Raw genomic sequence first — 24956 nt, 5'->3', positions numbered from 1 at the left:
TTTTTTCTTGGCTTTTAACCGCATTATCAAAAAAGTAATTTAAATCATAATGGACAACTTGTTTCGCAATTCATTTATTGTTTCGTCCCATAGATAATTTAAAGCTGCATCAAATAGTCCTGCGGTTACAGCTGCTACAAACTTAGATATGTATAATGAATTACTCCTAGACTCTGGACTAAGATTAGATAGTGCATCGGGCATATTTCTATACACATTAATTCGCTGTGGAACTGGAACAAGAACTGAGTCGGAAGGTAATCCACTTTCTTGCAAATATGTTATTAATCCCTTTTCAAACTTAAATAGATCCAGACTAGTATCTTGCTGTTCTGTCAAATTTCCTGAAGTGGTAGTTGTAATTCATTATTCATTTCTTTATCCTCCCTTTAGTTAGTTTTATAGATTAAAATCTTAATCAGTATTTAATATAACAATCTAATAAATGTATTCGGACATTCGAGTATATACAAAATTTTACCATAGTTATCGTATTACGTAAGTAAAATGTTATATAAAACGCTCAGTTTATTCCTGAGCGTTTCGTTTAACTCCTATATAAGCTATTTATTGTTCACAAGGTAAAATACATCACAAAAAGGAAGATAGTCTATACATTTTTGCCCCTCAAATATTCACGGTGAACCGTATCACAAAGTAAATGAGGTCTCTTGAATATATGGAAAAAGTATCCATATTACAGACCATATTAGCAAGAATGGGGACTAATACGAGCTAATGAATACAATCAGCCAAAAGTAGCCCAAACAAAACCCATATATAAAATGATATCAGCAATCATTTTTCCCAAATTTCCTCATATAATCTTTAGAGGTGATAAAATGCCAAGGGTAGCATATACAGATAGTGATGTGGCTTTAGTGGCAAGGATGATGCGGGCAGAGGCTGAAGGTGAAGGCCAGCTAGGGATGCTGATGGTTGGTAATGTCATTGTAAACCGACTAGTAGCTAATTGTTTAGACTTTAAAGATTTAAGGTCCATATACGATGTGATTTTTCAAATACAGGGAGGCAATTACTCTTTCGAAGCTGTACAAAAAGGAAATGTTTTCTACAACAGAGCGAGAGGTGTAGAAAAGAGATTAGCCAAAAGAGTATTAGATTACTGGAGAGAGCATCCATCCAAGTATGCGCTATGGTATTTTAATCCCTATGCACCGTGCCCCCCTACATGGTACGACCAACCATTTGCAGGGCAATACAAGTTACATTGTTATTACGAACCACAGGCAAATACATGCGAAAGTGTGTACATGGGCTAGGTGTTCGGTAAAAGATACAGTTAACATTTGGAAAAGATAGCCTTGCGCGAGGAAGCTTATGCAAGGATTTTTTTAGCTTATCATTGAAATGGTTGGTGAAACAAATAGAAATCACCCTACTAGCCCGTCACGGCGCAGGGTGATTATTTTTTGTTGTCAGATCTATCTGCATACTCCCTTAGTGGTTAAGTATTAAATAAGCCGTTTGGAGATACAAAGGATTACTTGCTGTAAAAAAGACATTTCGCTACTTTTAAATCGTTTCTATGAATCGTACCATAAGTAACGCACAGTAGTTTTTTACATTTATTTATGCTTTATACTTTTTATAAGGAAAAAGTGATATATGTGGAATCACAAATAAACCATCGTTTTCTAGCCGTTCTGCAAAAAGTACATCTTCAATTTTGCTTGATGTTATAGGCTAATAACAGTTCTTTAACCATTGGTCGTCTTTGTTTATTTTTAATTAATACAGAGCCATTAGGTTCTAACAGTACACATGCCACTTCAAAATCGATTGAACACATTTCTTAATAAGGGTTCTTGAGCAATGTATTCTGCTATAATAAACATCCCTTCGATTTGGTCTATGGAAAAACTACGGAGGGAATGTAACCTAGCAAATTTTTTATACTATCAAAACGTATTCCACGAATAATTTAATATATTAGTTAATAGTAATAAATAACTAATTTTCAAATTATTTAATAAGTCGAAATGCTCTTTACTTTACTTAATTTTACAATCATACTAAATTTAGTCAAGGCAACAAGAGCAAGAAAAAACCCCTCCTGCATCGACATGGTAGGTGGGCGGTATCAAATTTAGATTGAAAAGTAAAAATATTAACAAAAATAGTCCGATAAATGAGGAGGAATGAAATAAATGGAAAAACTTATGTATAGGCAAAAGAGGAAACCCTTGACTCGAATGATCAAAGTGACGTTAGCTGCTTTGGCGATGGCCATTGCTTTGGTGGGGGCCGCGGTAGTGCCTGGACAAGCCTGGGTGAATCCAGGTTATCACTACCAGTACCCAGCAGAAGGTGGAACATGGAGGTACGGATTCGTGAACGCTGGACTCCGCTCCGAGTATAACCATCCGACAAAGGTCCACGGCTCGACGGTACAAAAGCTCATCGACGGCAAAGTGGAAAAGACTAACAGGAGTTTAGATACGGCCCCGGGGAAATACTCTAACGCCTATGTTGGAACCATAAACTCGCCGGGTCTGAAGGGTCGTTACTTCTACCGTGTCAACTAATCTAGGCGATACCGGCTGTGGTTGCTGGGGTTTTAGCATGGTGAGTTCCAGATAGTTCTTGGAGTTCCCGCTTTTGTATAAGCACGCATTTATAGTGGCTGTCGGAAGGTGCGTTATTTGCTCTGCTTACGCTGCTGGCAGCGATCATCACTTGAGCGATATGATCGGGACTTTCCACAGGCCATTGATGACGAGCGAGTTAAAATTGTTTTCTTTGCATTAATTTCCAGATAAAAACATATTATGTCATAAATGAATTAGCTTGCCTTACCGTCCACCTATCATGTCGGTGCGGGAATGTTATTTGCCAGATGCAGAATATTTACAAGCTGGCAGTTTTTATCCCAGTGCTTACAAAGCTTCTAAGTTCTGAGCGTTCATGGGTAATACCTCCGTTTTAAGGGGGTGCAGCACATTTAATCGCCTGGTGCTTTCGCGTTCTGGAATTTTTAGATAATGTTTAGGAATGTACTGCGTTCGGATTGTTGAAGAGCTTTTTCGTGATATGATATATCAAATTTCCTTCATAGTAATATATCCACACGAAAAGTAGGTTTCTTTCCATGGCTTGCCAAGGAACCATACCAAAAAAAGAGAGCATATCTATGAAAAAGGCAATAAAATATGAATGAAGGATCATTTTTTGAAAGACCAAATTCTTGTACTAGATCTACTTTGTAGTTTTTATCGTAATTAGTCTCGGTAGAAAATTCTGTTATGTGTTTCCATGCTTGCGTTTTCCGGGCTTCGACTTAGTTATGTTTACCTATTAGTTCTTTTTTAAAGATTGTTGCTTTGGCTATTGCACTGTAAGTTAAGCGAAACGTTTCAGATCAAAAAAATCTTTTTTTATTTTAGCAAATTCGTACATAAAAAACTAGGAATGTTTTGTGATATGACAAAAGAAATAATTCATGTGGTAATTCGAAATGGCTTTCATTTCTGAAGTTTTATTGGGAATAATTTCACGAAATTTACAAGATGCACTATCAGTAATATAATACCGTTAATTAGTAAAGCTTTGATAGCTATTCGGACTGGTAGCCAACAAATGGTTAGAGAAGGTTGTTCGCTAAATGGAAATTAATATCTGAGAGTTTGCAAAGATTTTTTTAAGGAAAACGGTTTTGAAAATATAAAGTGAAACTTCATTCAGTAGGAGTTTTCTTCCATCGCCTACTGAATGTTAGTCGAACGAATCGGGCATTTAGGTGCCGTTTTCTCCCACTTAGACCCTTTGGATCAACTCAAGGTCTTGAAGTGGGAGTCTTACGGCACCTTACATGCGGGATAAATAAGCGAGAAGCTGTAGGTAATTAAGGAGTAGAGTGCAGCCTCAATTTCCCGCTTCAAGTTGGGGAATGATTTATGCCTTACAGATAATTTAAGGTGAAATTTAGCAATTGATGTAAAAGCATCTTGTGTTTTCCAAATTTGAGCTTCACTGAGAGCAAAAACTGTCCGGTACTGTGTAAAAAAAGCTAGAAATCAGCTACTAATCGGCATGTGTTCATTCTATTTGCCAAATCTATGTTAAAACTTTCTTGTAAAACTAAGAATTCATGAACCTTTTTTCCAATTCAGTTTGTTTGTATAATAATAGATAAGTACATATTGGGAGGCGCAGGATATCAAAATCTCAACAAGCAGCAAATTCCTTTTGCCTCGGCTGCCGATAGGTCTTGCATTTGTTAACAGGCCGTATAGTATACAAATGAATGGGGTAAGGATATTCGCTTGTAGTTATAAAAAGAAATTGATCCGTTTGGTAAAAAAGGAATAGGATGCCAAGACACCGCCAACAAGGGCAAGAAAAAACCGCTCCCGTACCGACATGGTAAGTGGGCGGCGAAAAATAGCTTCAAGAGTAAAAAAAGTGACAAAAATGGACAATTGGATGTGGAGGAATGAAATAAATGAAAAAACTTTTGTATAGGAAAAAGACGAGACCCTTGACTCAAAGGGTCAAAGGGATATTCGTTGCGTTGGCGATGTCCTCAGTATACGTCGAATTTGACGGAGATGCAGATGTTGATTGAAGCCCAGGACGTTTCGGTAGCAATTGGTGGGCGGAACGTGCTTGACGGTGAGACCGTTCGTTGCACGCCCGGGATTATGACAGCCCTTGTTGGCCCGAGCGGATGTGGAAAGACGACACTTTTGCACTGTCTCGGGCTGTTGCTTCCAGTGGATCAGGGGCGCATCTTAATCGATGGAGATGATGTCACAAGGTACAGCACTGCGGCCCGGCGTCGGTTCTGGCGTGATCATGCAGCGTTCATACTTCAGGATTACGGCATCATGGATGAGGAATCGGTCGCCTTCAATGTGACCATGCAGACGAGCGTTCTAGGACGACGCGTCACGGGAAACCAAGAACGGTTGGCGCAGGTGCTTGAGCAGACCGGTCTTCAGGGTCGAGAAGGTGAGTTGGCCAGCCACCTGAGTGGGGGAGAGAAGCAGCGACTCGCGCTTGCTCGTGCCATCTACAAAGATGCTACGATACTGTTCGCTGATGAGCCCACGGCTTCACTCGACGCAGCCAATCGGCAAAAGGTCATCGATCTGCTTGCGGAGTTCGCTGCGCGCGGCCGCACGGTCATTGTTTCGACGCACGACTCCGAGATGATTAACGCGTGTGGCGCCCGGCATGAGGTCGGTTCCAATAGTTCGTCACACCACTTATCGACCAGCGATCCTGCTAGTCTAGGAGGGACCTCATGAAATCGGGCACTAAGATTATTATCGGTGTTGTTGGCTTACTGTTGGTAGTGGGAGCAGTTGCGCTCCTAAACGGGTGGATCCCAGTATCAAGGGATACGCACCCGCCATGCGACCAGCTACCGACCGTAGCGGAGGTCAATGCAGCGCTTACTAGTCACCAAGACCTCGCTGAGGAGATCAAAGCGCTCAGTAATGACATTACGGTCGAAGTGGGAAAACCGTGTTCCGATGACCAGGACCGAGGGCTAGTTATGGTGAACTATGGTTCGAAATCCGAGCGTGACGCCATCGCCGACCTACTCAGCCGCCGTGACGGGTTTGGGGTTCCGGTGCATCTGGTGAAGCGCTAACACGAATTTCCGCACAGCCGGTTCGGCGCAACTGTTGTTTGCCACTTGTGTCAATGCAGACTAGCGGATGTCGTCAATCCGAACCTGACTGACGCCGCCAACTGCGCCAAGTATGAGGCGCTGGTCAACTGTACATAAGGCGATTTTGGCGAACGGCTGGTGATAAATTAGTTACAGAGTAAAAGTATTTAGCTGGTTGAATGAGGAGGAATGAAATAAATGAAAAAACATTACCTGCTAATTGAGGCGATTACGCCGAACCCCGGCGATACCGGTTGCGGTCGCCGGGGCTTAGCATGGAGAGTTCGGATAGTTATTGGAGGGCCCGCTTGTGTATAAGCGTATCATAGTGGCTGTCGCAGGTGCATTGTTTGCTCTGCTAGCCCTGCTGGCAGCGATCATCACCGACCTATATGATCGAGACTTTCCACAGGCTATTGGTGTCGAAAGTAGGTTTAGCCTCAACTTTAGCGAATCGAGTTTTTCCGTTACTGAAGCGTTTGCAAAGCTGGAGGAGCTTGATACGCGCTGGGATCTTGGTCTGGTCAAGGTCGCGCCGGATCTTGCCAGCGACGGTGATGACCAGATCTTCGTTGCACTTAACGATGAGGATCTACCCGCCGAATTTACTTGGTTCGGCGGTGATGGTGTAGGAAAGATCGTTGGTAAGGATCGACTTGCCACCTCTTACCCCGATGGATTCTATCTCGTAACCGGCGAAAAAGCTCACTTGGGCGAATTCGAGGACACGCTGAAAAGTGCAGGCGTGGAAGTTGGCCGCGGGGATGCGTCAATTTTTGACAGTCTTGGATTCGTGATTCAAGAAAGAGGATTTGCTGCCGCGGTTCTTTCGGCGTTTGCGCTGATTGTGGCGCTAGCACTGTTCTGGTTGTCGCTGAGGGCGCGAGGGCGTGCTCTTCGTGTTCTGGGCGGATGCCCGACCGTGCGGATTCAGGTACAGGATCTGGCCGGGTTCGGGGGTGTGCTGCTGGTTTCGGCGGGCGCCGTAGCCCTGGCTGCAGCAGTTTATGTAGGTGTGTTTCATGGCTGGATGTACGTCGGTACCTACCTCAAGGCGCTGGTCAGTCTGCAAATCGCCGTCATTGCTGTATCCCTGCTCGCTGCACTTATCATGTCTGCCTCTGCTTGGCCTAGTGCTACCATGCTCGCCACGAGACAGCCGGCGGTAAAGAGCCTGCGTTCGGCGGCGATCGTGATCCAAGCGCTAACGTTCCTCTTGGTAGTGGCTGCGGCTGGGCCTGCTTGGTCCGCATACAAACACTCATCCGCTATGGCTGCTGAAATGGCGCAGTGGAAGAAACTTGCAGACCAGGTCGCCATTGTGTTTGCGACCGACGTTGACGAAATGGACCACATGGAGCCGATGATTGGCAAGCTGGTGAAGGATGCGGAATCGCTTGATGCGGTCGCTCTTTCCTACACTTACACTCAAGAAATGACAATGCCGGCCGATTTGGGGGAGTACTCGGCCATTTCCTACGTGAATCAGCGTTGGCTTGATCTGGTGACCACGGGTGCTCCACAGCCTGCTGTCACATCGGTACCTTATCATAGCCTTCCAGAAGACGTTACACGAATGGTTCGAGAAGAGGCTGAACTCTTATCGAGGGGAGAGCTTTCCAAGGAACTGTTCGCACAGTTCCAGTTCTTGCGGCCGGTCGACGGGTTTCGGTTGCCGGTGGCTCAAGGAGGAGGGGGCGAAAGGCTTCACTTTGCGGACGATGTCCTAGTCGTCGTCGTGCCTTCGCTTTACGACACCTTTAACGATTCTGCCTTGACATCCATGGCCTCGGGTAGCAACATTGTGTTCACCGGTGTGACTGCTACGCAGCAATTGTTAGAGCGGAATGGTCTCGACGTACAGGCGCTACGAGATCGCGGCCTCAAAGGCGAATTGAAAGTTGCCTACATTGCCGAAGAGGGGATTCTCCTCGCGCAGTTCGCAGCGTACGTTGTGTGGTTGCAGAATCTTGCGCTGATTGCATTAGTTGTTGCTTTCACTGTCGCTGCTGCGATCAGTGCGTTGATCACCGCACTGCTTCAGGCAAAGCGTGACTTCCCGCTGCGGGTGGCAGGCCGGTCATGGGCGCGGATCCTCCAGAGCCGAGTGGCGAAGGAATTGCTTGTTGGGGTCGGTCTCGTGGGCGTCGTAGTCTTCTTCCAAAAGCCTGATGCGTTGGGAGCTGTACTCGTGGCCGCGGCGTATGGATTGCTTGTGGTGCCACTAAGCCATTTGTTTGCTGCACGTTGGTGTTTCAATGGCGTTAGTAGGCGTCGAATTTGATCAGAGAGGTGCAGATGGTTGATTGAATCCCAGGGCGTTTCTGTAGCAATTGGTAGGCGGCCGGCTGACGGTGAGACTGTTTGTTGCACGCCCGGGGTCATGACTGCCCTCGTTGGTTCGAGCGGATGTAGAAAGACCATACACTTGCACTGCCTCGGGCTGTTTCCCCAAGTGGATTAGGGAAGCATCTTGATCGACAGAGATGATGTCACAAGGAACGGAACGACGTCAATTCTGGCGTGACCACACAGCGTTCATACTTTAGATTACAGTATCATAATGAGGAGTCGGTTGCCTTCAATGTCGCCATGCAGGCAAGTGGCCTGGGACGAAGCGTCACGGGAACTAAAAATGCAGATGCTTGAGCAGATGGGTCTCAAGAGGCGGTGGAAGAAGGTGAGTAGGCCAGCGCCACGTGAGTGAGGGCGGGAAGTAGCGATTTTGCGCTGTTCATGCCATCTACAAGTACGAGTGATCTGTTCGCCGCTGAGCCCACCGCTTCACATTCACTCGACGCAGCCAACCCGCGAAAGGTCATCGATCTGCTTGCGGACTCCGTCGTGCACGGCCGCACGGTCCATTGTGTCTATGCACGACTCCGAGATGCTCAACGCGTATGGCGACCGGCGTGAGGTCGTTTCAACAGCTCGTCACACCACTCATCGACCAGCGATCTCGCTAGCCTAGGAGCTGTCCGACAGATTGAATGAATAGGTGTTGTAACCACCACAGCTGCTTGATTTAACGAAATATGGGTGGTTATTGACAGATTATCATAATTTAGGCATATTTTAGGCGCATTGTACACCTTATGCTTTGAGTTTTTGTGCAGACTGATTCCGTTTGTATAGTATAGATTTTTGCGATACGTAACCGAGTGTAGAAAACGGTAGAAAGAATTACAGCAATTTTTCAAAGATAGAAACAGAATAAATAATATTCAGATGGGTTCTTTAAATTAGAAGCTCAAATTATCCTATTAATGAATCTTAAGAAGTACTACCCCATACGAACTTACATTTATTTACCCTTTATCCTTTTTATGATGTAAAAGTGATTTATGTGGAATCACAAATAAACCATCGTTTTCTAGCCATTCTGCAAAAAGTACGTCTTTCATTTTGCTGATGTTATGGTCTAATAACTGGTTCTTTAACCATTGGTCATCTTTGTTTATTTCTTTTAAGTGTTCTTTAATTAATACACCATCTTTAATTAGTGTTATCGGAAGGTATACAGGCTGTGGAGGCATATTAAAGTCTTGTAAAGTTGTTTTTTGATACTGTGATTTTTTTAATACACTGATGGAGCCATTAAGTTCTATTAGTGCAAATGCCACTTCACGAATGGAGAAAATTTCACTTTGGCGAAGTAAGCTTTGTAATTGATTAATATTCATGCGACTCTTTTTTAATTGTTCAAAATCGATCTCACCATGTCGAATCACCATTGTTGGTTTACCTTCGAACACTCGTCTTAATAAAAGGGATTTTTGAGCAATGTATTCTACTATTAATACTAAACATCCCCATATAAGTATGGTGAAAATGATATGGGTGATAGGAACACTTTTTTCATAGATAGCATTTCCTAACAATTCGCTCAAGACAATAGCTGAAATAAAATGGAATGGAGTATATTTATCTATTATTTTCTTTCCAATAACTTGGATTAAGAGAAATAGAATAAAGAAACCGATGACTAATTTTAAAGATATTTGTAACAATTCCACTGCATACCCCCCTGCTTCTACTTATTATCTAAAAAATATACCATACTATCATCGTAACCAAGATTTAATGGATAAATACATATTTTTTAGGGTCAATTTTCCAAATTACATTAGAAAACTATTATATAGTAATAATACTTTTTATATTGAAGAAGTAACATCCTAGAGATAAGACAATTAACAGGGGAAAGCGGAGTCGTTAACAGATAACGGTTACATTACTTAGCTATAAAGACGGATCACGAGGAAGAAACCCAAGGTAAGGGCTAGTAGCTATCGCTGTAGAATAAGAGCAATTACCTCCCGAACAACTGGCTAACCATGTCTGTAAAAAAGGGATTTACACAAAATTATTGACACACTCTTTGAAACCATATTTACTAACATACGATATAGAAATAAGACCAAAGCAATCTACTTTTATATAATGCATAAATTATTGCCAATAGGTGCAGATACCTTTATTAGTCCGGTGGGGATATAATGGCTGTCCTTGTTGCAGTGATTAGACAATTTTAGCGTTCTAATTGTCTCCCATTCATATAATTATACGATAAGAGCTTAAGAACAAGAAAAAGGCGTGGAAGCATTCAATTTAGCTAAAAGGTTAAATAAAAATCTAGCATTTTAAAAAAATAGAATATACGAAGGAACCTAGGCTGCTTTGTAGAGTACATGTATCTTTTAACTGTGGGTAATTTAAGCGTATCTACAGTTTTTTTAATTGGTATCCATAAAATTAGCTCTAGAAGAGAAGCAGATAGTTTATAAAGGATAAAAGAATTAAGCCAGGCACCACCTATTTTCCGGATGGTGCCTGTACTTGACTCCCTACTTATTTCGTATAATTATCGAAATATCCTTGGATGTAGATGATTGGTGTACCTTTGTCGCCACTGCCTGAGGTTAAGTCAGATAGGGAGCCGATAAGGTCAGTAAGTTTTCTCGGCGTTGTTCCTTGTGTTTCCATGGAACCTACAAGGTCTTCGGCTTTATTGTTAATATAGTTGTTAATTGCTTCCTCGAGTTCTTTTCCTCTTAAGTCTGCAAAATTATTATCCGCAAGATATTTTAATTTCACTTCGTTTGGCGTGCCTTCAAGACCAGATGTATAAGCAGGTGAGACGACAGGGTCAGCAAGCTCCCAAATTTTCCCTACAGGGTCTTTAAATGCGCCATCTCCGTATACCATCACTTCTACATTTTTTCCAGTCTTCTCTTTCAGCATTTGTTGGATATTATCTACAATAGGCTGGCACTTTCTTGGGAAAAGTTTAACCGTATTCTCGGTTGATTTATTAGAACCTAAAAGGCCGTATGCTTCATTATAGCCACTGCCATCAATAGGCTCAGTTAAGATGTCATCCAGGCTGTAAATTTTTTCTCCCCCATTGGCCTTTAAGATTTTTTTCGTTCTGAATCGTGAATGAATATCACAGCTTAGCACATTTTTAGTATAATCTAAAATCGTTTCTGGCTGATTTGAAAAAATTACTTCGCATTCCATACCGTATTCTTCTACAATGGATTTATAATAATTGATATAATCAATTCCAGTAAAAGGATGCTTTTGATAGCCAAAAAGGTCTCGAAATTCTTTTTCTGTTAACACATCTGTCCAAGGGTTAACGCCTTTTTCATCAAGCATATCCAGATCTACTAAATGATTTCCCACTTCATCAGATGGATAGTTCAGCATGAGGACAATTTTTTTAGCCCCTTTCGCAATACCGCGGAGACAAATCGCAAAACGATTCCGACTTAAAATAGGAAATATGACGCCAATCGTTTCTTCACCAAATTTGGAACGAACATCTTTAGCAATATGATCAATTGAGGCATAATTACCTTGAGCACGTGCTACGACTGATTCTGTTACTGTAACGATATCTTTATCATTTATTTGAAAACCTTCCACCTCGGAAGCTTTTAATACACTATTGACAACAATTTCCTCAATATTGTCTCCCTGATTAATAATTGGACAACGAAGGCCTCTAACAACTGTTCCGACTACTCTTTCCAATATAATCGCTCCTTATAATAACTAAAAATAAAACACTTCTACTTGTAATATACATGAAAAAAGAGTAATAAGTAAAACGAATATATAGAAGTATGTATAAAAAAGCGAATGATATTACGAAAGAATGACAGAACGATCGTGTATTAGCAAGCCATGTCCATGCAAAAAAAAAGCTGTGTCTTCTAAGCTAAATGCTTATAGACACAGCTTTTAATGAGATTAATATAGCCCGTCTTTTTCTTCTTTCATACTGATGAAAATATTTTTTGTTTGGGTGTAGGCATCGAGAACACTCTTATATGTTTCACGACCAATACCTGATTTTTTATACCCACCAAATGGAGCACCAGCTGAGAAGTTAGTATATTGGTTTACCCACATGCGGCCTGTTTCTACTTTACGGGATACGCGAAGGGCAGTATTCAAGTCTTTTGTCCACACACCGCCACCAAGGCCGTATTCGGATTCATTTGCTAAACGAATGACTTCTTCTTCTGTTTTAAATTTAATAATAGTTGCAACAGGGCCAAAGATCTCTTCTTGTGAGATACGCATATGATTAGAAGCATCAGCAAGAATAGTTGGTGCCATAAATACACCATTTTCTAAGCCGTTTTCCTTGATTTGATAACCGCCTGTTATCAATGTAGCGCCTTCTTTTTGGCCAAGTTCAACGTATTGTAATATTTTATCAAGTTGCTTTTGATTGATTTGCGCACCCATTTGCACGCCATCTTCCCAAGGGAGGCCGACCTTAATATTTTCGAAAGCTGTTTTTAATTCACTAACAAATTTATCATAGATGCCCTCTTGAACAAAAATACGTGATCCAGCACTACATACTTGCCCTTGGTTAAATAAAATACCTAATTGAGCACCTTCAATTGCTCTTTCCCATGGTGCATCATTAAAGAAAATATTTGCAGATTTTCCACCTAGTTCTAATGTAGATGGGATTAAACGGTCAGCGGCTGCTTTTGCTACTGTATAACCAACTTCTGTTGATCCAGTAAAGGCTAATTTACTAATGCCTTCATGATGGAGCATGTAATCCCCTGAATCAGCACCTCTACCAGTAATGACGTTAACAACACCTGGAGGTAATACTTGATCTAATAATTTAGCTAATTCTAATATGCTAAGTGAAGTTGATGAAGACGGATGAATAATAACGGTATTTCCTGCTGCAATTGCAGGAGCAATTTTCCAGGCAGCCATTAATAATGGGAAGTTCCATGGAATAATTTGACCTACAACACCAATTGGTTCTTTTAAAGTTAATGTTAATGTATCATCATCTAATTCTTTGGCAGTTCCTTCTTCAGAACGAATAACGCCAGCGAAATAGCGAAAATGATCTGCACTTAATGGAACATCGGCGCCGCGTGATTCTCTCAGTGGTTTACCATTATCCAATGTTTCAACCATTGCTAAATGATCTGCATGTTCATCGATCAAATCAGCAATGTTAAGAAGTAATTTACTTCTTTCTTTAACGCCGACAGTTTTCCAAGATTGAAATGCTTTTGTCGCTGCTTCAACTGCTGTATCGACATCAGCATGTGTTGCATCAATCACTTCAGAGAGTTTTTCACCGGTACTAGGATTATAACTAGCTATTTTTCTGCCTTCCGTGCCTTCTACCCATTGGCCACCGATATATAGCTTGTATGATTTATCAATTCGTTGTTCTGTGTTTACTTTGCTGTTCATTACGAACTCCCCCGCTTTGTTTATAGTTTTCTTATACTGTTTATTTTACTTAGACTTGAAAGTGTTTACAAGAAAATAGCTTGTAGACAGGCATTAAGCTATTTTTTGGGGGAGATTTCCTTTGCTAAAGAAATAGTTTTTAACCTTAAATAGCCTTTTGAAATGTAAGTAAATTATTAAATAGAAGCCCCCTGATCCATGTGAATTTGTTAAATCAGCGGTTATGGTTGCCATTCAGTTACTTATTTGCTGGTTCATTAGGTGAAGAATTAGGCAGGGAGAGGATTTGACCAAAAAGCTACAAAAGAAATAATCTCCTATAATTACATCTATAATTATAGGATTTTGGTGGGTGATATGGCATTTTCCAATTTAGTTTACAATAGGATATTCACTTGATAGATTGAAAGATTTTTCTTGCTTTGGTTACGACATATCCACTTCCTCCACGTTCTTTCACATCTTCAACCATCATGGTAAGTAACAGCTCAGCTTGTTCCGTATCATAGCCAACAAACCAGCCATTTTCTGTTCCCTTCTCGTCATCCTTCGTTGCTTTGATTTCAGCTGTCCCCGATTTTCCAGCAATGGTCATACCGGGGATATAAGTACCACGTGCAGTACCATGCGGATCCTCCACTACCTGAATAAGATAGTTGGTAATCTGATTAGCTATTTCTGAAGGAATCATATTCTGTTTCCATACTTTTCGTTTTTCCCCTTTTAGCAAATATGGATAGAGCATATCGCCTTCATTCACAAAAGGTGTATAAACCAAAGCCAGGTGCAGCGGACTCATCATCACTTCCCCTTGACCATAGGCTGAATCGGCTAATTGAATTTCATTTTTTATACCTTTATTTGAGAGAATGGAAGGTATGATTGTAATAGGAATGGGCAGCTTTTCCTCAAATCCAAACCGCTTTATTTCTTGTGTATAAGTTTCCAGTCCAATATCCAACGCCTCTTGAGCAAAGTAAATATTATCAGAATAAACAAAAGCATCGCGTAACGTTACCTTAGACTTGTCACTGACTCTTGTAACATAGTAATCTCCCCATGATCCATCCTTTGTCCACTTCAATCCGTCTATATGTCTGACCTTTATTTGGATCCATTATACCGGATTTTCGTCCAACTGCAGCTGTCAGTGTTTTAAACACGGAGCCGGGGGCATACAAATTTGTAAAGCGATTCAATAACGGTTTTTGTGGATCTTCACTCCACTCTGCCCATTGCTCATCCGTGAGTCCTAATACAAAAGCATTGGGATCGTAGGAGGGAGAACTGATAAACCAACCAAAGCTGCCCTAAACCATATTCGTTTCACCGCTACCATCTCCTAACCTTTCCAAAGTATTGTATGAATTTAAAACGCATAGACTACAAATGTAATCAATCAAGGTATACCAAGTTACTAAGAAACGAAGTAAATTTATATTGACTACAAGCGTAATTTTATACTACAATTGTAGTCGAATGAAGTCAACAAAAAATAAGAGTCAAAATATGGCTGTCTTATATAATGATGTTGCGAAAATACAATAGAATAAGGTATTTAAGGATAATATATTTTTTAATCATTATTGTCAAAACCCTCATTAAACCAAAAAATTAAAATGGAGGGGAATTCATGTTTCTAACGCTTTTTATTACGGGATTGCTTGTCTCTTCCTTTACGATTGCTATTATTTTACTGATTAAGAAAGTATTCCGAAATCAGTTATCAGCTAAATGGCATTATAATCTATGGTTTCTCTTGCTACTTGCGTTGACACTTCCTTTTATACCAACAAATTTAGTAGTGGAATCTCATCTTATGCCATTTCATACTTTCCAAGAGAATCAAAAGAATGAAAGCAATAGATCAAACGTTGGCGCTGAGCAAGCACTGGACATAAGCGATAATACGTGGATGCAGGATTTTGCAACCAATGTGAATCGTCCTGATTTAGATAATTTTAATATAGTTATTGCGAGTATCTGGCTTATAGGGATATTGGTGCTCTTTATGCTTTATTTCCATGCATGGTTGAAGCTCAGAAGCATAAAGTATTCAGCTATGGCTGTAGAAGATAAAGACGTGCTAGACTTATTTAATGAATGTAAAAGGAAACTTCATATATCCAAAAAGATAAGACTGTTACAAGCTCCACTGGCTGCATCACCGATGACGTTTGGCTTATTTACGACTTATGTGGTTATTCCTAGCGGCTTTCATCAATGGCTCTCCAAAGAAGAGGTTAAATATATTTTTCTTCATGAGCTTACTCATTATAAGCATAAAGATACATTTACGAATTATCTGCTGATTTTTTATCAATTCATTTACTGGTTTAATCCGCTTCTATGGATTGCTTTTCGAGAAATACGTCTTGATAGAGAAATTGCGTGTGATACAGCTGTATTAAATAGGCTGGACAAACATGACCACGCACCATATGGGAAAACACTGATTCATTTTATTCACTCATCCTCAACCTTCAAGCCTATTTCATTAGCTAATCAGCTGAACGGTTCAAAATCGCAAATAAAAAGGCGGATTATGAAAATTGCTGCTTATCAACCGGAGCGCAGGAGTAAAAAGCTTGTAAGTATCGGCGTTTTTATTATAATGTTTATGGTTGTTTTTAGCCAAATTCCATTTGTATCAGCTATGATGTCTAAGCAGGATCGCTATGAATTCCACCATAACCGGGTTAGTTATGAGGACTTAAGCGAATACTTTCACGATTATGAAGGCAGTTTTGTCTTATATGATAGGAATGCGGATGCTTATACCATTTACAATCAGGATCGGAGTACATTAAGGGTATCACCTAACTCCACATACAAGATATTCAGTGCTTTATTAGGTTTAGAAGCAAATGTGATTAAACCTGATCATTCCACCATGAAATGGAGTGGCAATTCTTATCCGTATGATTCTTGGAATCAAGATCATGATCTATCATCGGCTATGGCATTTTCAGTAACATGGTATTTTCAGAAGTTAGATCAGATGGTGCAAGAGGATAAGATCGAAGCATATTTAAAACGAATTAACTACGGAAATCGTGATATTTCAGAAGGCTTAGCAGGATATTGGCTCGAATCCTCTTTACGGATATCTCCTGTAGAGCAGGTACAATTACTTCGAGACTTTTACACAAACAAATTTCAGTTTAAGGAAAAAAATATTCAGACGGTGAAAGATGCTATTCAGTTAGAGGAAGCAAACGAATCTGTTCTCTCAGGTAAAACAGGGACAGGCAGCGTAAATGAGAAAAATACAAACGGCTGGTTTATTGGCTATGTAGAGACAAAGGGGAATACGTACTTTTTTGCCACCAATATTCAGCGAGACGATCATGCTTCTGGAAGCGAAGCAATGGATATAACGCTATCGATTTTAAAGGATAAACACATCTATATACCAGAGGAAAATTTTTAAATAACCGATGAAGGCATTCTAAAGCATAGCTCTCAGAAAGAATAGGGGGAAATTAGCAATGACGAAGCATGTACCAAAAATATCGGAAGCCGAGTGGGAAGTCATGGAATCGTTATGGAAACGATCCCCGCAGCCCCAAACAGCTAATGAAGTATATAAAGCTTTACAGGCATATACGGACTGGAGCCCTAAAACAGTGCGCACACTCTTAGATCGACTTGTTCAAAAAGAGGTTGTTGGTGTAAATCAGGATACAAAGGTTTATACGTTTTTCCCTTTGTATTCACAGGATGAATGTCAGCGAACAGAAGCAAAATCTTTTATTCAGCGAATTTATGGAGGCGCATTGAAATCACTCCTCGTTCAGTTTATGGAGGAAGAAACCTTATCCGATGAAGAAATTAACGAACTACGCTCTATTTTGGATAAGAAGGCAAAAGATAAATAGTAGATAAAACAAGCAAGGTCTAAATGATAGGAAACCCTTATAATAGACAGGAAAAAGAAAGCATATCCATCTGTCTACTATAAGGGGATTTTTTATGGGAAAAATCAATAAGACATATGATGTAACATTCAAGAAGAAAGCAGTAGATCGTTATTTGAAAGATGGCATGGAGTAAGATAGAGTCGCTGAGGAATTGGGTATTTCGTTCAATGATCGTTCGCTGGGTTAAAAACTATGAAGCTGAAGTATAAAGGGATTGGAGGAGAAGCGAGTAAAGGCAAAAGGACCTGGTTAGACCAAGAACTCGCTCTAAAGATCCTGAGCTAATTAAACGTCTTGAAACAGAGAATAAAATGCTAAAAAAGCTCTTAAAGATATGAAAGGGGGGATGGAGGAAGTACCAACAAGTAAGAAGTATAAAGTAATCAATTGTACCTAACAAAAACGCGCATAAGTTTTTAGGCAGCAAGCATACTTCGCGAACTCCTTCTTAACGATAAGTTAACATTAGCTCCTCCCCGTAGTCGTGGTTTCGTTTATTTTGTCACAAGCTCTTATCGCTCGTAGCTAGGGCGTTAGTATCAAGACGAAACCGGCTCACGCATTCGGTTCATGCCCACCTCTCTGTATAAAAGCTACTTTCTGCTCCCATATTAAGTAGCGGAGAGGTAATATAACAGGATTTATGTTATGGATCAGTTGGTTATAAAACATAAATAAGAAGATAATCTAGGGGTTAGATGCTTTTTCTATTTCTAATGGATTCATTTACATTTATCGTGGGAACAATTTGTTTATGGATGAATGGTTGGTTGGGTTTTTCTATTCGTTCTAATAATGTTGAAATAGATAATGCTCCCATAAATTCAAGATTTGTAGCTACATTAGTAATTTTGGGTTGAGCCATTCGGGTAAATTCTGTGTCATCAAAACAAATAATCCCTATATCTTCAGGAATATTGAATTCACGCGATTGCAGGAATGAATTGAGCATAAAGGCTAAGCCAGAGTTAACACAAAACCATGCTTCAGGCATGTCATCAATTTGATTTAGTTTTGTAAATAAAGCCCCTTGGCTTTCCTCGATTTCTGTAATGATATTTTCTTTTTCAAAAGGTAATTCAAAGTGATCTATAGCCCTTTTATAACCACGGTAACGCTCCGAATAGCTTGGAGAAAAAGAGATATCTCCTATAAAGCCGATATTTTTATAACCATTCTCAACAAGTAAAGAAATCGCTGAAAAAGCGCCATCTGTGTTCTTTGTTAGTATGGTATCTGATAAAAGTGTTGGATCGTGGTGATCAACTATAACGGTCGGGATATTTGTGTCAATAATTCTTCTTATCCACTCATTATTACTGTGAGATAAAATTAGAACCCCATCATAATTATTTAAATCATTGGGAATTTCAAGTGTTTCAAATAAAATTGGATCAATTTCTTGGATTGTAAGTTCAATATTCTCTTTCATGCATTTACTTTGAATACTACTTACTAACTCCCCAAAAAAACTTGTCTGTGATAAGGCAAAATTGGTTGCAAAAAGGATAAATTTTAATGAACTTTTTTTAACTTTTCTTTCAGAGTAATTGTAGCCAAGCAATTTAGCCGCCTGTAAAACTGCATTCTTTGTTTGTTGGCTTACACCATTTTTATTTCTTAATGCCTGCGAGACAGAGTTTTTTGAAATGTTTAGATAATCAGCGATATCTTGCATAGTAACTTTATTCATTTTCAATGTACCTCTCTTGTAATCAATTGTAAGTCTATTGTAATGTAAATGAATGTAAAAACCAAGTATTATTACCAAGTAATCTATAAAAATAATTAATTATAATTATTTGTAATGTTAGGTTATAATTATTGACAGATTATTTTTGTCATGATAATATAATTTCGTAAAAGAAACCGTTCACAAAAAGGTAGTGCCAAAAGATAAATGAAAACTCTCTGAATATTGAAGGCTTTACATTGCTTTCGATGAGCATGAATCCTTACAAAAAGGCGTAGCCAAACCTTGTTGCGTAGAGCCATATAGTTTGGTCATGCTCGTCACTCAATGTAAAGCTTTAGTGGGTAAAGGCATTTAGAACTCTTTATGCTCACAAATGTACAATATTAAGGATTTTCGGGTTTTTATGAAAAAGCTTTTGACAGTACCCACAAAAAACAGGAGGGTTTGAAATGAAATTAAAAAAATTTTTTGTAGGTGCTTTCACCGTTTTATTAAGTGCAATTTTAATAACTGGGTGTAGCTCTTCGAATAAAGAAGACACTGGCTCGAAAGATGGTAAAACGGAAATTACTTTTTGGGCGGCACCAAATCCAACCCAGCTAAAATACTGGGAAGAAATGGCTGCAGCTTTTGAAAAAGAAAATGCAGACATCTCCGTTGAGGTAACACAAATGAAAGAAAGTCCTTCCTCAGAAGCGACTATCCAATCAGCAATTGCTTCAAAAACAGCTCCAACACTATCTGAAAATATTAACCGTAGTTTTGCAGCTCAACTAGCCGCAAGCCAAGCGATTGTTCCTTTAAATAAACAAAGTAACTTTGAAAAAATTGTTGAGGGTAGAAATATGTCTCAAACAATTGAAAGCTGGAAGTTTTCTAATGAAAATCAATATGTTATTCCGGTTTATTCAAACCCTATCTTGTTCGGGTGGCGTATAGATCTTTTAAAGGAACTCGGTTACAATGAACCGCCAAAAACCTATAGCGAACTAATGGAGGTTGCTTCGAAGTTGAAAGAAAAATATCCTGATAAAGCACTATGGGCAAAAGGCGATATTGTAGATCCGACAGCATGGATGCGTTGGTTTGATTTCTTCCCATTGTACAATGCAGCAAGTGGTGGAAAGAGTATGGTTGAAAATAACAAATTTGTTGCTGATAAAGAAGCAACTTTAAATGTATTTAATTTGATCAGTGATCTCCAAAAAGAAGAATTATTAATGACTGGAGAGTCTACAGATCCGTTTGAAAATAAAATTAGTCTGATGGCAGATTTAGGCCCATGGACCTTCCCGAATTGGGCTGAAAAATACCCAGAATTGAAACTTGGTGAAAACTATACGATCTCTACACCTGTTGTTCCGGATAATATGAAAAATGAAAAACAAGTTTCCACGTATGCAGATGCTAAAGGAATTGTAATGTATGCCCAAGCAACAGATGAACAAAAAGAGGCCGCTATGAAATTCATGGACTTTGTGTTTAGTGATGAAAAACATGATATGGAATTTTTGGAAACGACAAGCTTAATTCCTGCACGTGATGATGCAACTGAAAATGATGTGTTTAAAGAGTTTTTTGCTTCTCATCCCGAAATGGAGGCTTACGCAAAGAGTGTGCCTTACGCTGTTCCGGCAATGGACAATGAAAAATACAATGATATTCAACAGGTATTTGGCGAACAAGCGTGGGTTCCTGTAGCCAGAGGCGAAAAGGATGCTTCAGTAGCATGGAAAGATATGCAAAAAGCTATTGAAGGAGTGCTTCAATAATGAAGAAGCAAAATAACAAATTGGGCTGGTTATTTACCAGTCCTTATCTTATCTTTACACTTATTTTCTTTTTACTCCCGCTACTTTGGTCTTTTTGGTTAGCTTTAACTGACTGGAATATGATTTCTCCCGATATCAATTTTGTCGGTTTTGATAACTTTTTAAATGCAATGAAAAATCCAGCAGTGCAATCTTCCTTTTTTGTTACGTATAAGTTTTTGATTATATTTGTTCCACTGGCTTTATTTATGTCAATGGGAATAGCTTTATTAGTAAATGGGTTACCAAAATTTAAAGGCTTGTTTATGGTAGCATTCTTCTTGCCTTATTTATCAAGCGGTGTTGTCACCTCATTAATTGTAAAAGGATTGCTTTCTTACAATGGATCTATAAATACTTTTTTAAGAACTGAATTTAATATGAATGTTGATTGGCTTGGGAATCCTAATATAGCGATTTTTATCGTATCATTAATGATTGCTTGGAAAATGTCAGGGTATTACGGACTAATCCTAATCTCTGGGTTAGGAAATATCAATAAAGAAATTTATGAAGCCGCTGCTATTGATGGTGCATCAAGGTGGACTACATTTTGGAAAATAACTTTTCCGATGCTTTATCCAGCGTTCTTTACGGTTACTGTTTTAGCAGTTGGTATTAGTTTTGGTATCTTTACAGAAGTATACCAACTAACTGGTGGAGGGCCTAATTTCGCAACGAATACTTGGCAAATGGAAATTTACAATCAAGCATTTGTTGGCTTGAAATCTGGATATGCCTCAGCTATTGCATTGATTGCCTCAGTTGTAACGTTTGCTTCAATTGCTGTAATTCGCAAATTATTAGAAAGATGGGGTGCAAAAAATGGTTGGTAAATCGAGTAAATTTTCCATGTCCATCCGTTATCTTATCACCATTCTTGTGATGCTTATCATGATTTTTCCCTTTGTTTATTTAGTTCTTCATTCTTTCGCAGATTGGGATCAAGTCGATAGAAAGCTGATTCCTTCCAGTTTCAGTTTACGTTCATGGTCTTGGTTACTTGGAGATTCCGCAACTGCAGCAAATGCTCCTTGGATTGGAGCGTTCATTAATACGATTATCGTTGCTACAATTTCAACGGTTCTGATGATGTTATTTGCATTGACGGTAGGCTATGCATTAGCCAAAGTTAATTTTAAAGGCAAGAAATTGGTGGACAATTTTATTATATTTCAAATGTTTTTCCCAGGGATTATTCTATTGATTCCCCAGTTTTTGTTGGTCACAAAGATGGGTTTATTAGACTCATACACTGGGATGATAGCTCCTACTGCAATTAGTTTATGGGCGATCTTCATGTATACGAACTTTTTTAGAGCGATACCTGATACTTTGATAGAAGCTGCAAAGTTAGATGGAGCCAGTGATTTAACCATTCTGTTTAAAGTTGTCTTACCAATGTCAAAATCCATTACAACAGTCATCTTTTTATTCCTTTATACAGAACGATGGACGAATTTGTTGTGGGATATGATTGTATCGAAAAGCGATCAAACAGTTACATTAAATGTTTTAATATCGCAAATGTTCGGCCCTTATGGGACTTACCCGGGTCCTATGTATGCTGCATCTGTACTATTGACTATACCGTTGATTATTATATTCTTAGTGTTCTCAAAACGATTTCAAGATGGAATGCAATTTACTTTAAAGTAGGTGACTCTTATGAATTGGTGGGAAGAGACAGTTTTTTATGAAATTTATATGCCGTCTTTTAATGATTCCAATCAGGATGGGATTGGAGATTTTCGTGGAATTACTGGCAAAATCGACTATTTAAAAGAATTGGGAATAGGTGGTATCTGGTTAACCCCTTATTATCCGTCTCCTAAAGTAGACAACGGCTATGATATTTCCGACTATTTTTCGATTGATCCAATATACGGTAATTGGGAAGATTTTAATCTTTTTATAAAAAAGGCGCATGATGCCAATATCAGGGTAATTGTTGATCTTGTAGTTAACCATACTTCAGACGAACATACATGGTTTATAGAATCAAGAAGTAGCCACAATAATCCAAAAAGAGATTGGTACATTTGGCGTAAACAGCCGAATAATTGGGAATCCTTCTTTGGCGGCTCTGCATGGACCTTAGATGAGAATACAAAAGCGTACTATTATCATAGTTTTTCGGAAAAACAAGTAGATCTAAATTGGACTCATTCAGAAGTAAAACAAGCAATCTTTGAAGTTATTGATTTTTGGATTGATAAAGGAATTGATGGTTTTCGATTAGATGTCATTAATAATCTAAGTACATCTTGCTCCTTCAAAGATAACCCATATGATGAGGAAGGAAAACAAATCCATCTTAACGATGTGAATCAACCGGGCATATTGGAAGCAATAAAAAGTATAGAAGAGCATGTGAAAAAAAGAAACAGCAGTTTATTTACTGTCGGAGAAATAAGTTCTGATCGGTTGGATTTAATTGAACAGTATGCAGGTCCAGACCTTCTTGATGTAACATTTAACTTTAATTTTGGCAGTTTAGAAAAGCTAGACATAGATGAGATGTTCTTACAATTAAAGCAAATGAAAGAGACCTATCAAGAAAACCGCTATCCTACTTTATTCTTTGGAAGCCATGACATGCCAAGATTTTGGAATCGTTTGGCAAGCAAAGATTTGCGAGTATATCAACTTTTAGCAGCGTTATTACTCACTTCACGTGGTGTGCCATTTATCTATTATGGAGACGAATTAGGTACTGGAGATTTCGTACCTCATTCACTTGAGGAGATAAAAGATATTCAAGCAATCAATCGTTACCACGATGAAAAAAATAAAAATAAAACCGATCAAGCAGCTTTACTTGAAGCCAATAAAGTAAATCGTGATCGTTCAAGAGCATCCATTCAATGGTGGGATAAGAAACAGGATCATTCATGGATAGGATTTGCTAAGAAAAATCCTGATGAAAAACAGATTTTTCAATGGTTCAAACAATTGCTGGCTCTAAGGAAAAAGTATTATCGGGCTATCTATGATTATCAAATACTTAACAAAGAAAATGATCTTATTTATTATCAACTTGGTAAAGTCGTCGTTTTGTTGAATTTTGGTAAGAAAACAAAATTGGATAACAAGTGGGGAAATCTGGACATGCTTTTATCTAATGGAAAAGTTCAAGTTTCCAATGAGCAAATAATTATTACTGATAAAACTACGTGGATTGGAAAAGTGAGGGTTTAGTGTGATTACAATAAGTGAACTCATTACAAAGTATCGGAAAGAACCAAACAGCAAGCTGGTTGAAAGGTTGATTTTTACTGGGGTGGAAGGATTGGATGTCTATAATATTACTGCTCCATTTGTATTAGATAATACTAGATTAATTGCTGGCCGAGTTGAAGCCAGAGACAGTGAACAATCCCATATATGTTTCTTTGAAGAGCTACCACAGCATAAAACATGGAATAAAGTGGAAATAACACAACCGCTTAAGTTACAAGATCCATTTTATACTTGGATAGATGATAAGTTGATTTTAGGAGGAGTAGAAGTCTTTTTTGATGAGAGAGATCCTCGAAAAGCCCAATGGCGTACGTGTCTTTATGAATTTGAAAACTTGCAGTCACATAAGAGAATCTTTGAAGGCCCTCTGGGAATGAAGGATTTACGTTTAAAACAATTAAAAGACGGCCGTATTCTTGTCTTGACACGTCCACAAGGCGAAAAGGGAGGGCGTGGAAAAATTGGCTGTACCATAGTTAATCATCTAAATGAATTGACGATTGAGACCATTGAGCAAGCACCTCTTTTAAAAAATCAATTTATTGATACAGAGTGGGGAGGCGCAAATGAAATCCACCTTCTTAACGAAGGAAGAATTGGAGTTTTAGGACATATTGCACAATTTGATAAGCAACAGAACCGACATTATTATGCGATGACGTTTGAGCTAGATCTGGAATCACTAGAAATGAAATCACCTAAAATTATTGCAGAACGAAGTGATTTCCTAGATGGACCAGCTAAGCGAGAAGACTTAATCGATGTTGTATTTAGCGGAGGTCTCATTCTTATTGATGATCAGGCTGACCTTTATGCGGGTATTAGTGATGCGGATGCACAGAGGTTAAGAATTTCTAATCCATTTAGTGAAGAAAGTAGGTAAA

The 24956-nt window shown here is 39.1% G+C and carries 18 protein-coding genes; 11 read left to right on the top strand and 7 right to left on the bottom strand.

Translation table 11 applies throughout. The features are described 5' to 3' along the window. Positions 1-39: 39 nt before the first annotated feature. The gene (locus tag BN1066_RS20430; RefSeq protein ID WP_218668068.1) at positions 40-339 is read right to left on the bottom strand and encodes a hypothetical protein; all 300 of its coding nucleotides are present in this window, start codon (positions 337-339) and stop codon (positions 40-42) included. Positions 340-842: 503 nt separating this feature from the next. Here BN1066_RS20430 and BN1066_RS07545 point away from each other — a divergent pair. The 4 genes from BN1066_RS07545 to BN1066_RS07525 all read left to right on the top strand — a co-directional run bounded on the left by BN1066_RS07545 (position 843) and on the right by BN1066_RS07525 (position 7928). After that, a complete protein-coding gene (locus BN1066_RS07545) occupies positions 843-1283 on the top strand; it encodes a cell wall hydrolase (RefSeq protein WP_077318817.1) in 441 nt (146 codons plus the stop codon). A gap of 888 nt (positions 1284-2171) precedes the next feature. Beyond that, positions 2172-2549 (top strand): lactococcin 972 family bacteriocin, encoded by a 378-nt coding sequence (locus BN1066_RS07540; protein WP_077318816.1) that lies wholly within the window; start codon positions 2172-2174, stop codon positions 2547-2549. A gap of 2028 nt (positions 2550-4577) precedes the next feature. After that, the gene (locus BN1066_RS07535) at positions 4578-5273 is read left to right on the top strand and encodes an ABC transporter ATP-binding protein (protein WP_077318815.1); all 696 of its coding nucleotides are present in this window, start codon (positions 4578-4580) and stop codon (positions 5271-5273) included. A gap of 681 nt (positions 5274-5954) precedes the next feature. Continuing rightward, entirely contained in the window at positions 5955-7928 is a 1974-nt protein-coding gene (locus BN1066_RS07525; protein ID WP_077318813.1) for a hypothetical protein, read from the top strand. 1024 nt (positions 7929-8952) lie between these two features. Here the strand turns inward: BN1066_RS07525 and BN1066_RS07515 are convergent. The 5 genes from BN1066_RS07515 to BN1066_RS21185 all read right to left on the bottom strand — a co-directional run bounded on the left by BN1066_RS07515 (position 8953) and on the right by BN1066_RS21185 (position 14691). Beyond that, positions 8953-9660 carry a DUF421 domain-containing protein gene (locus BN1066_RS07515; protein ID WP_077318812.1) on the bottom strand — a complete coding sequence of 236 codons (708 nt, stop codon included), beginning with the start codon at positions 9658-9660 and terminating at the stop codon, positions 8953-8955. 835 nt (positions 9661-10495) lie between these two features. Beyond that, entirely contained in the window at positions 10496-11686 is a 1191-nt protein-coding gene (locus tag BN1066_RS07510; protein WP_077318811.1) for a coenzyme F420-0:L-glutamate ligase, read from the bottom strand. Between the two features lie 219 nt (positions 11687-11905). After that, positions 11906-13399, bottom strand: a complete 1494-nt coding sequence (locus tag BN1066_RS07505) for an aldehyde dehydrogenase family protein (RefSeq protein WP_077318810.1) — start codon at positions 13397-13399, stop codon at positions 11906-11908. A gap of 391 nt (positions 13400-13790) precedes the next feature. Next, on the bottom strand, positions 13791-14483 hold the full coding sequence (locus tag BN1066_RS07500) for a penicillin-binding transpeptidase domain-containing protein (RefSeq protein ID WP_179104317.1): 693 nt from the start codon (positions 14481-14483) through the stop codon (positions 13791-13793). Continuing rightward, a complete protein-coding gene (locus tag BN1066_RS21185) occupies positions 14428-14691 on the bottom strand; it encodes a penicillin-binding transpeptidase domain-containing protein (RefSeq protein WP_077318808.1) in 264 nt (87 codons plus the stop codon). Before BN1066_RS21185 ends, BN1066_RS07500 begins: the two co-directional genes overlap by 56 nt. A 341-nt stretch (positions 14692-15032) precedes the next feature. Between BN1066_RS21185 and BN1066_RS07490 the strand changes: the two genes are divergently transcribed. After that, positions 15033-16832: a BlaR1 family beta-lactam sensor/signal transducer gene (locus BN1066_RS07490; RefSeq protein ID WP_077318807.1), complete on the top strand. Its 1800-nt coding sequence runs from the start codon at positions 15033-15035 to the stop codon at positions 16830-16832. Positions 16833-16890: 58 nt separating this feature from the next. Beyond that, positions 16891-17280: a penicillinase repressor BlaI gene (gene blaI, locus BN1066_RS07485; RefSeq protein WP_077318806.1), complete on the top strand. Its 390-nt coding sequence runs from the start codon at positions 16891-16893 to the stop codon at positions 17278-17280. A 736-nt stretch (positions 17281-18016) separates the two neighbouring features. On the opposite strand, the gene BN1066_RS07475 is transcribed toward blaI, so the two are convergent. Continuing rightward, positions 18017-19015: a substrate-binding domain-containing protein gene (locus BN1066_RS07475; RefSeq protein ID WP_077318805.1), complete on the bottom strand. Its 999-nt coding sequence runs from the start codon at positions 19013-19015 to the stop codon at positions 18017-18019. Between the two features lie 452 nt (positions 19016-19467). Here BN1066_RS07475 and BN1066_RS07470 point away from each other — a divergent pair, with 452 nt between their 5' ends. Genes BN1066_RS07470 through BN1066_RS07450 form a run of 5 tightly spaced genes read left to right on the top strand, consistent with a single transcriptional unit; the run spans position 19468 to position 24955 of the window. Next, a complete protein-coding gene (locus BN1066_RS07470; RefSeq protein ID WP_077318804.1) occupies positions 19468-20790 on the top strand; it encodes an ABC transporter substrate-binding protein in 1323 nt (440 codons plus the stop codon). Then, positions 20790-21665 (top strand): carbohydrate ABC transporter permease, encoded by an 876-nt coding sequence (locus BN1066_RS07465; RefSeq protein WP_077318803.1) that lies wholly within the window; start codon positions 20790-20792, stop codon positions 21663-21665. Before BN1066_RS07470 ends, BN1066_RS07465 begins: the two co-directional genes overlap by 1 nt. After that, positions 21655-22488, top strand: coding sequence for a carbohydrate ABC transporter permease (locus BN1066_RS07460; RefSeq protein WP_077318802.1), 834 nt, complete (start codon positions 21655-21657; stop codon positions 22486-22488). Before BN1066_RS07465 ends, BN1066_RS07460 begins: the two co-directional genes overlap by 11 nt. A 9-nt stretch (positions 22489-22497) precedes the next feature. Further along, complete coding sequence (locus BN1066_RS07455) at positions 22498-24030, top strand: alpha-amylase family glycosyl hydrolase (RefSeq protein WP_077318801.1); 1533 nt, start codon at positions 22498-22500, stop codon at positions 24028-24030. 1 nt (position 24031) lies between these two features. After that, positions 24032-24955 carry a DUF1861 family protein gene (locus BN1066_RS07450; protein ID WP_077318800.1) on the top strand — a complete coding sequence of 308 codons (924 nt, stop codon included), beginning with the start codon at positions 24032-24034 and terminating at the stop codon, positions 24953-24955. Position 24956 lies beyond the last annotated feature (1 nt).

Origin of the sequence: Virgibacillus proomii (assembly GCF_900162615.1) — a bacterium.
Classification (GTDB): Bacteria; Bacillota; Bacilli; order Bacillales; family Amphibacillaceae; genus Virgibacillus; species Virgibacillus proomii.
The sequence above is the reverse complement of the archived record's forward strand: the minus strand, read 5'-3'. Positions and strand labels throughout refer to the sequence as shown.